This window comes from Paenibacillus sp. FSL K6-1558 (genome assembly GCF_038002565.1).
GTDB lineage: Bacteria > Bacillota > Bacilli > Paenibacillales > Paenibacillaceae > Paenibacillus > Paenibacillus polysaccharolyticus.
Genome location: NZ_JBBOCV010000001.1, coordinates 3466846 through 3477194 on the forward strand (window position 1 = coordinate 3466846; position 10349 = coordinate 3477194).

Here is a 10349-nt window from a genome sequence, read left to right on the forward strand (position 1 = left end):
ACGTAGGCACGTAGGTACGTAGGATACGCAACGCACATCCTGCATTTCGTGTTATTCGGTGGCTGTTTTAAGCTTTACTTAACGACCTGAACCAGCTTCTGTACAAGACCGGCCCAACCCTGAGCCATACGTTCACGGATCACCGCATGAGCCTGTCCGAATTCAGTCAGTTTATCCGCATCCCAGCCGCTATGAATCAATGTAAAATGGGTGCCTTCCGCTTGTTCTGCAAGTTCAAATGTTAACGTCCAATCTTTTCCCCAGCGAAAGCTCAGCTTCTGTTGCGGTTGCACTTCAATTACTTGGCAAGGGGATTGTCCAAAAGGTCCTGCTTCCAGTGTGAATTCATGTCCTTCGACTGGCTCCAAATCGCTGGGCATAAACCACGACCCCAGTCCTTCTGCAGTCGAGACCTTAGGCCATACTTTTTCAACAGATGCCATCAATACAAGTTCTTCCTTAATATCCGGTAATGCCGTTGGTGATGATTCCATTCCTGGGTTACCTCCTTGACGCTTTTTTCTAACTCAACCTATAATGGGTTTATCTTACATATAAGGTGTGTGATTCCTATGATAGTCTGCTCTGAAAAATCCATTTCCAAACACGGTTGCCGGAAGGGATAGTTCCGCAAGAATTTACCTTCCACACTTCTGTTTTAAACATACTTACTAGTGGAGGTATTATACAATGTCATTCAGTTATTACGGCCCTTTATGCACCAAGGTATACGATATTACCAAGCCTATCGGACACTCCTTGGGAGGCGATATCGAATTTTACAGCAACCTGCTGCAGCATTGCAACGGACGCATCCTTGAAGCGATGTCAGGTTCTGGCCGAATGCTCATTCCATTACTCGAAACAGGGTTGAAAATTGATGGAGTCGATTATTCAGAAGCTATGGTTCAGTCCTGCCGTTCCCGATGCACCGAACGTAATCTACCTATGCCTGAGCTGTTTGTAGCCGATCTCGAAAATTTGCAGCTTCCCTATCGTTACGAAGCCATTATAATTCCAAGCGGATCACTGATGCTTATTCAGGATCGTGGTTCTTCTATTCGAATCCTGCAAAATCTGTATGATCACCTGGAGCCAGAGGGCAGGTTAATCTTTGACCTCTTTTTGCCAGACGTGACGAAGCCCGCTTCCATTGATACATCAACTGTCCGCTTACCAGATGGAGACACGATTACCGTTGAAGTGAGAACGACCGAAATCAATCTGCTGCACCAGTACAAAACAAACCTGATGCGCTATGAACAATGGCACCAAGGTAAACTCGTCGGCACGGAGATGCAGGAACTCACCCTAAGATGGTATGGCGTGGAGGAGTTACGTCTTGTGCTGGAGAAGATTGGATTCACCGATATCGAAGTCTATGCAGACTTTAATCCCGAGCAAGCTCCTACACAATCCAGTCAAAAGTTCGTCTATGAAGCAAGACGCAAGAAATAGTTATATGAGTTTGGTGCACGATTTGAACTACCCATAAGATATGCAACAAATAACGATGGTTCATTAAATTAGCCACCACGAACGCCTTACCAACGATACACTAACGATTCAAGAAAATAGGATGCAGAAATTCTAACGATCACCACGGGCCTTATTTGCCCCTAAACGAGGCTTTCCAAATTCTAACGATCTCCAGTGGGCTTATTTCATCGAAAAACCTGAAAAACAGTTCCCATTGAAGCAAAATAAGCCAAATAACGCCTCTGGTGATCGTTAGAAAATAGGAATGGCTAAATTCGCCTAAATAAGGTTTCTCTCCTGATCGTTAGCGCTCTTCACGGCCGCTAAGCTGGTGCATGGCTTTCCTAGTACCCGGTGCCCTGCTTCCTGATAGGAAGCGTCAGCCACTACACCATCAATATCCCCGAGAATATTGCTCGGCAATCGCCGCCTGCTCTTTGCTAACACCTAGTTCAAGAGCAGCATGATTGGCCCAGTATGGGTCACGTAACATGCCTCTGCCAATGGCAACCAGATCAGCATCTCCGTTGCCGATTACGGCCTGTGCCAGTGCCGCGTCCTCCAACATGCCTACAGCGATTACAGGTGCCTTCAACTCGTCCCGAAAACGACGGGCAAAAGGAACCTGATACCCCGGATAGTTCCCAGGTTTACGCTGACCGGATGGCCCTTCACCGCCCGAGCTGATGTGGAACATGTCCACGCCTGCTTCCTGATAGGCACGGCCAATCTCGATGGTATGATCGAGATCATACCCGCCGTCCGCATACTCCACCGCAGAAATTCGCATAATGAGCGGCATGTCAGCAGGCATTTCCTTTTTCACCGCACGAATCACCTCTACGCCAAAACGAGACAGATCTTGTCCATACACATCCTCGCGATGATTCATCAGCGGAGAGTGGAATTGGTGAATCAGATAACCGTGTGCACCATGCAGCTCGATTGCATCCACACCCGCTTGAACCGCACGACGCACACCATCTGCGAACTTCTGCACCATCGCTTCCACTTCTTCGGTGGTCAACGCGCGCGGCTCTTTATATTGTTCTCCCGGAAACGTGACAACAGAAGGAGCAACAGGCTGGGGCGCATCCTCGGCTTTACGTCCTGCATGTGCGATCTGGATCGCCACTTTAGAGCCGTAAGCATGCATTCCGTCTACCAGCTTGGCGAAGGCGGGGATATGCTCGTCTGACCAAATCCCCAGATCATTGTCTGTAATCCGTCCGTCCGGGTCAACGTCTGTCATTTCAATAATAATGAGTCCTGTTCCACCCACAGCACGGCTCACATAGTGAACCTGATGCCAATCATTCGGGATGCCATCCTTCGCCGTAACCGAATATTGACACATCGGTGCCATAACGACACGGTTCTGTAACGCTAAGCTTTTATATTGATAAGGTGAGAATAATTGCTCTGTCATTGTTGAGTACAACTCCTATCCATGGTCTATATTTGTAGCTTAGTTACGTGAACATGTCATCCGCCTGAACTTAATCAGTTTGGTTCCTGGTCGGAGAACATCTTCCCGTTTTTACCGTAGTTATCTTTCTCCAAATCCTCTATGAAAATAAAGACCTTACTCGCTTCCACACCCAGCGTATCGCAAGCAACCTCGGTCATTCGTTCGATCAACTGGCGCTTCTGCTCCTTCGTTTTGCCTTCCAGCATCTTCACTGTAATAAATGGCATGATCTACACACATCCTTTCTTCATAGCTATTATGAACCTGAGGTTCAAAAATTCAAGTACGCACTTTTTGGTGCCCTTCCATCCCGTCAGCAGAATACCCTTCTCGAAATAAGATCAAAACATGGTATGATATCGTTACAAACTCATCAAAAGGGATATCCTACCAATAGGATTCCATTTTAAAAGGCTCAAGGAGATGTCACCATCCCGCAAGAACAAAGACATTCTGGAGTGCCTGATATCCTGAATGTGATGCAATCCAATGATAACGTTACACTTGTACAGTCTGGCAGATCATATTCAACCTATATATTACCCATAAAGGAGCGATTTCACTTGAAAGATATATTGATTCAGAGACTCAGCACATACGTACAGATGGATACACAATCCGATGAAAATAGTGACACCTGCCCATCCACGCCCGGACAACTGGCGCTGGGCAAGCTTCTTGTCGAAGAATGTACCTCCATCGGACTGCAAGAAGTCACGATGGATGAGAATGGCTATGTCATGGCAACACTTCCGTCCAATACGGACAAGGATGTGCCTGTCATTGGATTCCTCGCCCATCTCGACACTGCTACCGACTTTACCGGTAAAAATGTAAAACCACAGGTTGTCGAGAACTATGATGGCTCTGATCTCGTGCTGAACCGGGAGCTGGACGTTATTTTGTCCACCAAAGACTTCCCTGAACTCCATGAGTACAAAGGACATACGCTGATTACCACCGATGGTACAACGTTGCTCGGTGCAGATAATAAAGCAGGGATTGCCGAGATCATGACGGCGATGACTTACCTGATCGAGCACCCGGAAGTGAAACACGGCAAGATTCGGGTTGCTTTTACTCCCGATGAAGAGATCGGCCGTGGGCCGCACAAGTTTGATGTCGCTGCCTTTGGTGCTAAATACGCCTACACTGTAGACGGCGGGCCGCTGGGGGAACTGGAGTATGAGAGTTTCAACGCAGCAGGGGCCAAGATTACGGTACGCGGTACGAATGTGCATCCCGGTACGGCAAAAGGCAAAATGGTGAATTCACTCAAAATTGCAATGGAGTTAAACGGACGGCTACCTGTAGAGGAAGCACCGGAATCTACCGAAGGTTACGAAGGCTTCTACCACTTGCTGGCGATGGAAGGTGATGTAGAGCTGACGAAGATGCACTATATTATTCGTGATTTTGATCGGGAGAAGTTTGAAGCACGCAAAACCAACCTGTTAAACATTACGGGCGAACTGAAAGCGAAGTATGGAGATAAAAGCGTTACGGTGGAGATGAACGACCAGTACTACAATATGCGTGAAAAGATTGAGCCCGTTCGCCAGATCGTGGATATCGCGCACGAAGCCATGACCAAGCTGGGTATCGAGCCTATCATTCGTCCAATTCGGGGAGGAACAGACGGCTCCCAGCTCTCCTACATGGGCATGCCAACACCGAATATCTTCACAGGTGGGGAAAACTATCACGGCAAGTTCGAATATGTATCGGTAGATAATATGGTCAAGGCCACACAGGTTATTGTGGAGATTGCACAATTATTTGAGCAACACGGGAATGTCTGATCGAAGCAGACGGGATCAAGGTTGATTCATACAGAATAGACAGAACGCAAAAGAGCACCTTCTTCGTTGAAGGGTGCTCTTTGTAGTATCACTTCACTCGTACACATTCCCTCCTGCAATCTCTCGTAGTTCTTCCACGTTCTGAATGACGATTTTACGCCCCACTTTGCGAATAATATCTCGTCTGCACAAGTCCTGAATAACCCGATTGAGATGCCTGTAGCTGGTACCCAGCAAATCAGCAAGTTCCGTCAATTTGGATGTCTGAATCTCCTCTGATGCAGCTGTATCCTGATCAGCCGTAGATAACATATAGCTGGCAAATCTGCTTTCAACAGGATAGAGCATGTTCAGGCTCGACAGATTCGAGAACGTGTACAGCTTGTGTGTCACCTGACTCAGCATAAAATGGAGGAATTTCGGATTCTCGGCATACGTATTCTGAATGACACGGTAGCTGATGGCGAGTAACAAACTGCGATTCACGGACTGCACGATATTGTTCGCTTCTTTTCCATTCACAAGCTCCAAGTCACCCACAAGGGCGAGTGGTGTACTGAATCTGAGCAACAGTGACTTGCCATTCGGCAGTGTTGTGAAGATTTTTAGCTTACCTTCAACGAGAAAATATAAACGTTCAGGACGTTCTCCTTTTTCACAAATAATCTCGCCCTTCTCCGCCTCAAGCAGACGCAGCTCGGCAATTAACGTTTCGTCCAACACCTGATCCAATCCATGCTCCCGGACAAGTTGTCGCATAAGCTCAAAGTTCAACACTTCCTTCATCCAAACCACCTCCAATGTGATCTCCTTGCTATACAAAGTGGACACATGTCCTATATTTCAATCAAATTAGCAACGAATAATTGGCATAAAAACAGTTACAACTAGAACTAATATCCAAGAAAACGCACCACATGGGAAAAAGTTGGAATATCATTTGGAAAATAGTTCGATTTTCATGCAATCAAGCATTCAGGATATCCGATTTTTGTCCGATGAACAATAGAGGTTCTGCAAATTTTCCAATTCACTTTACATTTAAATATTGAGAGGATGATTGAGTTCCATGAGTAACATAAACATTGTTGACGCACTGTTAAAATCCTTGCCTTACATTAGCCTGATCCTGCGGGAGCCAGCAAGCTTGACCGTGTATGACCACGAGAAAGTATTAGATGTGATTATGACAGAGAAGTTCAATCTTGGATTTGAAAAAGGCATGAAACTTATCGATTCCTATCAAAACTTCGCTGTTCTGAAAAATGGTCGGGAAGCCACACTCTCTACATTGCCCAAAGAAGTGTTTGGAGTAGAACTGGATACGCTGAACGTTCCCATCTTTGATGATAATAATAACGTTGTGGCTGTATTCTGTGTATCCTATGACCAATCCAATCAGAACCAACTGGAGGATATCATCCAAGAGAATCAAGACATCAATGCAAACCTTGTTGACATGGTGCAGCATGTCGCAGCTCATGCCGAAGAATTGCAGGCTACCAGTGAGCAGATTTTGGAGAACACACGACTGGCTGTACAGAACTCATCCCAAATTAACAAGGTTGCTGGTTTCATTCGTGAAATCTCCGAACAAACCAACCTGCTTGGCTTGAACGCTGCAATCGAAGCTGCCCGTGTAGGCGAAGCCGGTGCCGGATTTGGTGTCGTGGCATCCGAAGTACGTAAACTCTCCGTTGATGCGAAACAAGCAACGACCGATATTGATGCCAGCTTGAAAGACGTACAACAAGTGATTCAGCAGATGGAGGTTGAAGTATCCCAGATCGCTGCCTCCTCGCAAGAACAGGCAAATCTGGTTGCATCCTTCACCGATGTCATCGAGAAGCTCAATGATACGGGTGCACGCATGAAAGCTCTATCCGAACAACTGATCAGCTATTCCGTCCAAAAGTAACATAAGAAATAAGAGCAAATCATACACGAACGATCCGCATAAAAACCTTACTGATAGATTGAGGTATGTAATAAACAGGACTTGGAATGCCATCATGGTAGTCCAAGTCCTGTTTTATAGTGCGTTATAACAAGCTTTATTCGTTTGTTGACACTTTGGACGCGCCAAGGATGACATCAATCTAAATCATAAACAATCTTATCCTGTTGCATCCAGCTTTCCTGCACCTGTTACTTCCTCTTCCGACTCCCAGCATTCAATCTCGCCCGGAATATGTATCCGGTCACGAGTGAATACAGGATCACGTCCCTCTGCCTTCTGCCGCTTGTAATCCTTCAAGGCTTCGAAGGTGACTTTGGACAACATCAAGATGGCAATCAAGTTCACGACAACCATCAGACCCATGAACAGGTCAGCCAAATCCCACACTAGTTGCACCTTCGCTACCGCACCAAATACCACCATGCTAATGACAGCAACGCGATACACCCAGAGCCAAACTTTGTTAGACTTAATGAATTCAATGTTTGTTTCACCGTAATAATAATTACCAATCAACGTGCTGAAGGCAAACAAAAATACCATCACCGCCAGGAAGCCTGAAGCCCACGAACCGATGTGTACACTGAGCGCAGCTTGAGTCAGCTCAATACCACCTAGATCCGAACCCTGATATACCCCGGATAACAAAATAATCATAGCCGTACTTGTACATATAACTAGTGTATCTGTCAAAACACCAAAGGCTTGGATCAGACCTTGTTTGACCGGATGGGATGTATCTGCCGTTGCCGCAGCATTCGGCGCACTACCCATACCGGCTTCATTCGAGAATAGTCCACGTTTAACACCATTCATCAGCGCAGCACCCAGTGTCCCGCCAGCGACCTGTTCGACGCCGAAGGCATTTTTCACAATCAACGCAATCATGGCTGGAAGTTCTGTGATGTTTGCGAGCACGATAAATGCAGCCACCCCAATATACAGCACTGCGAGCACAACCACGATATATTCTGATGCTTTCGCGATCCGTTTAACCCCGCCCATAATGATACCTGCAAAAACAACTGCCATAATAATGCCAACCGTTAAGCGATCTGTTCCAAAGGAGTTTTGGAAGGCCACTGTAATGGTGTTGGACTGTACAGCGTTAAAGACTAAGCCGAACGAAAGGGTGATCAGGATAGCAAAAAGAACCCCCATCCATCGTTTTCCAAGCCCACGTTCCATATAATAGGCCGGTCCTCCGCGGAATCCGCCTTTATCTTTAACTTTGTAGATCTGAGCCAGTGTGCTCTCGACGAAGCTCGAAGCCGATCCGATGATCGCAATAACCCACATCCAGAAAACAGCACCAGGTCCACCAAGGGCTATAGCTAGTGCGATCCCTGTAATGTTTCCCGTACCCACACGTGCGGCCATACTGATACAGAAGGCTTGAAATGGGGAGATTTTACCCGGTTCCTTGCTCTTTGGCTCTCTGAGCACCTTGACCATATCACCGATCATACGGAATTGCATGAATTTCGTTTTTGTTGTGAAATAGACTCCGCAGACGACCAGCAGAATGATTAACAGTTTAGACCAGAGAAAATCATTGAAAAGAACGACAACATCTTGTATTGTTTGCTCCATCGATACGCCCCTTATTATGATGTATTATTAAAAAAGACTACTACATTCGTTTCTTATCCCAGCCCTGTGTCTGACCGAGTGCCGTGCTTAAAACAACTGAAAATTTGCAACATTTTACACAACGACAGGTTCAGACTGATGCATGTTACTTATACTACAAGTGCATCTACCGAAATAGACAAATACCTACATGATTTCTGGACATTTTTTTTGAAAATGCGCCTCTCTCATCCAGTCATTGTCATCTAACCTTACATGTGAGCTTCTATGCAGATTTGCGTTTGGGAAGTATGATAGGAGAGATGTCTCAGGATACGGAGATAAGCATGATGAAAATAAAACAGGATTTTATGGCGAGACAAACGGCCGTTTAAATAAAGCTTTTTTAGGGAAATACCGTGATGAATTGGAAAGGACGTGAACAATTTGCGTTATTTTATCGTGGATGATGATCCAAGCGTGCGTTCCATGCTAATGGACATTATTGAAGATGAAGGATTGGGTGACATTGCCGGGGAAGCCGAGGATGGAGCCCATATTCATGCCGAATTGCTGGAACTACATAAGGTGGATGTCCTGCTAATCGATCTGCTGATGCCGCATCAAGATGGGATACAGACCGTACGTGCACTTGAAGGAAAGTTCAAAGGCAAGATCGTGATGATCTCCCAGATTGAGTCCAAAAATATGATTGGAGAAGCTTACTCCTTAGGCATTGAGTATTATATTACGAAACCGATTAACCGGCTGGAGATTCTATCCGTGCTTCGCCTTGTGGAAGAGAGATTGCGTATGCAGCAGTCTATTGCTGATATCCAGCGTACACTGCAAGGACTGACGGGTCTACAGACAGGTGAGCGCAAGCAGGTGCAGGCTCCGGACAAAACCATTACTACCACAGGTCATTTTCTGTTGTCCGAGATGGGCATGATCGGGGAGGCTGGCAGCCGAGATCTACTGGACATGCTGGAATATCTCGAACAACTAGAGACGGAGGAACATAAGCTATCACCTTACACCTTCCCTTCGCTCAAAGACATCTTCCAGCAAGTAGCTCAGCGTAAACTAGGAGAGACTGCATCGGCTGCAGACATTACCAAAGAGGTGAAAGCATCGGAACAGCGGGTGCGCAGAGCCATTTTTCAGACACTAAGTCATGTGGTGTCTCTTGGATTGACAGACTATACCCATCCAAAATTCGAGAACTACGCCTCTAAATTTTTTGATTTTACAGAGATTCGCAAAAAAATGCTCGAACTGCAAAACAACGTGGAGCCCTCGCTTTCCCAAACCCGCATCAATACGAAAAAATTCGTGCAGGTGTTGTACCTGGAAGCCAAGCGCATGCTTCATTAAACCAAAAAGGGCATGAATGATCCACCTCCAAAGCTCCCTCACGGTAATGTGAGGTTAGCCCTGACGGCGATCTTCATGCCCTTCCTTGATTGGGGTTGATGTGTTACTCTGTTCGCCCAAACCATACAAGTTCATATCATGATACATTGTTGCAATATATAGTTGCATTCCCGTTCTGTTCACTTTCACGTGCGTGTCTGATTCCGGGATACTCGATTATACTCATTAATCAATTCATCTAGTGCCATCGACTGCCGAATGACTTCAGGATGTCCAAGCCTTCCCTTATTATGCTCCACCAGTTTATGAAGGTTATGCCTGGCTTTTTCTATTTTGTTTTTCAAATCCAAACTCATAACCATGGCCCCTGATACCTCCTTCATTTGTGTTCCATTGTAGTGTTTCCTGTCAATCTATAGTTGGATTAACATATGGCATAGGAGACATGGATGTTTTGTATGCTTCTCCAAAATTTGAAAGGGCTAATTTCATTCTAATAGAGATTGGTGAAAAATACCAGATGTAACGCCATGTTGTCACATTCTTCCCACTCTATACGCAGCATTTGTTTATACTCTTCACGCCCGAAAAGGCTTTGTGTCATAATTGTGTATTTTATAAAAATAAACCAAAATGCACCCCTCCAATCTCGAACCCCATGGTTGGTGTCCTTCTGAGAATGGAGAGA

Annotated in this window: 10 protein-coding genes; 4 read left to right on the top strand and 6 right to left on the bottom strand. The window is 45.8% G+C overall.

Annotation, left to right across the window (positions count from 1 at the left end):
• Positions 1-74 precede the first annotated feature (74 nt).
• The gene (locus MHI38_RS14925; protein WP_341181363.1) at positions 75-494 is read right to left on the bottom strand and encodes an SRPBCC family protein; all 420 of its coding nucleotides are present in this window, start codon (positions 492-494) and stop codon (positions 75-77) included.
• A gap of 196 nt (positions 495-690) precedes the next feature.
• On the opposite strand from MHI38_RS14925, the gene MHI38_RS14930 reads away from it, so the two are divergent.
• On the top strand, positions 691-1458 hold the full coding sequence (locus MHI38_RS14930) for a class I SAM-dependent methyltransferase (RefSeq protein WP_341181364.1): 768 nt from the start codon (positions 691-693) through the stop codon (positions 1456-1458).
• A 415-nt stretch (positions 1459-1873) separates the two neighbouring features.
• Here MHI38_RS14930 and MHI38_RS14935 read toward each other — a convergent pair whose 3' ends face one another.
• Positions 1874-2908, bottom strand: coding sequence for an NADH:flavin oxidoreductase/NADH oxidase (locus tag MHI38_RS14935; RefSeq protein WP_221786755.1), 1035 nt, complete (start codon positions 2906-2908; stop codon positions 1874-1876).
• Positions 2909-2982: 74 nt separating this feature from the next.
• Entirely contained in the window at positions 2983-3177 is a 195-nt protein-coding gene (locus tag MHI38_RS14940) for a 2-hydroxymuconate tautomerase (RefSeq protein ID WP_090921533.1), read from the bottom strand.
• A 336-nt stretch (positions 3178-3513) separates the two neighbouring features.
• On the opposite strand from MHI38_RS14940, the gene pepT reads away from it, so the two are divergent.
• The gene (gene pepT / locus MHI38_RS14945; RefSeq protein ID WP_341181365.1) at positions 3514-4752 is read left to right on the top strand and encodes a peptidase T; all 1239 of its coding nucleotides are present in this window, start codon (positions 3514-3516) and stop codon (positions 4750-4752) included.
• Between the two features lie 93 nt (positions 4753-4845).
• On the opposite strand, the gene MHI38_RS14950 is transcribed toward pepT, so the two are convergent.
• Entirely contained in the window at positions 4846-5538 is a 693-nt protein-coding gene (locus MHI38_RS14950) for a Crp/Fnr family transcriptional regulator (protein WP_090921529.1), read from the bottom strand.
• 292 nt (positions 5539-5830) lie between these two features.
• Between MHI38_RS14950 and MHI38_RS14955 the strand changes: the two genes are divergently transcribed.
• Positions 5831-6670, top strand: a complete 840-nt coding sequence (locus tag MHI38_RS14955; RefSeq protein WP_423246149.1) for a methyl-accepting chemotaxis protein — start codon at positions 5831-5833, stop codon at positions 6668-6670.
• 198 nt (positions 6671-6868) lie between these two features.
• Here the strand turns inward: MHI38_RS14955 and MHI38_RS14960 are convergent, their stop codons facing one another.
• Positions 6869-8305: an alanine/glycine:cation symporter family protein gene (locus MHI38_RS14960; protein WP_221790010.1), complete on the bottom strand. Its 1437-nt coding sequence runs from the start codon at positions 8303-8305 to the stop codon at positions 6869-6871.
• Positions 8306-8731: 426 nt separating this feature from the next.
• On the opposite strand from MHI38_RS14960, the gene MHI38_RS14965 reads away from it, so the two are divergent.
• Complete coding sequence (locus tag MHI38_RS14965; protein WP_090921525.1) at positions 8732-9661, top strand: response regulator; 930 nt, start codon at positions 8732-8734, stop codon at positions 9659-9661.
• A 185-nt stretch (positions 9662-9846) separates the two neighbouring features.
• On the opposite strand, the gene MHI38_RS14970 is transcribed toward MHI38_RS14965, so the two are convergent.
• Positions 9847-10023 (bottom strand): aspartyl-phosphate phosphatase Spo0E family protein, encoded by a 177-nt coding sequence (locus MHI38_RS14970; RefSeq protein ID WP_090921523.1) that lies wholly within the window; start codon positions 10021-10023, stop codon positions 9847-9849.
• Positions 10024-10349 lie beyond the last annotated feature (326 nt).

Excerpts from the sequence above, each read along its gene's own strand:
- MHI38_RS14925 (WP_341181363.1), bottom strand. The coding sequence starts at position 494 with ATGGAATCATCACCAACGGCATTACCGGATATTAAGGAAGAACTTGTA.
- MHI38_RS14930 (WP_341181364.1), top strand. The coding sequence starts at position 691 with ATGTCATTCAGTTATTACGGCCCTTTATGCACCAAGGTATACGATATT.
- MHI38_RS14935 (WP_221786755.1), bottom strand. The coding sequence starts at position 2,908 with ATGACAGAGCAATTATTCTCACCTTATCAATATAAAAGCTTAGCGTTA.
- MHI38_RS14940 (WP_090921533.1), bottom strand. The coding sequence starts at position 3,177 with ATGCCATTTATTACAGTGAAGATGCTGGAAGGCAAAACGAAGGAGCAG.
- MHI38_RS14950 (WP_090921529.1), bottom strand. The coding sequence starts at position 5,538 with ATGAAGGAAGTGTTGAACTTTGAGCTTATGCGACAACTTGTCCGGGAG.
- MHI38_RS14960 (WP_221790010.1), bottom strand. The coding sequence starts at position 8,305 with ATGGAGCAAACAATACAAGATGTTGTCGTTCTTTTCAATGATTTTCTC.
- MHI38_RS14970 (WP_090921523.1), bottom strand. The coding sequence starts at position 10,023 with ATGGTTATGAGTTTGGATTTGAAAAACAAAATAGAAAAAGCCAGGCAT.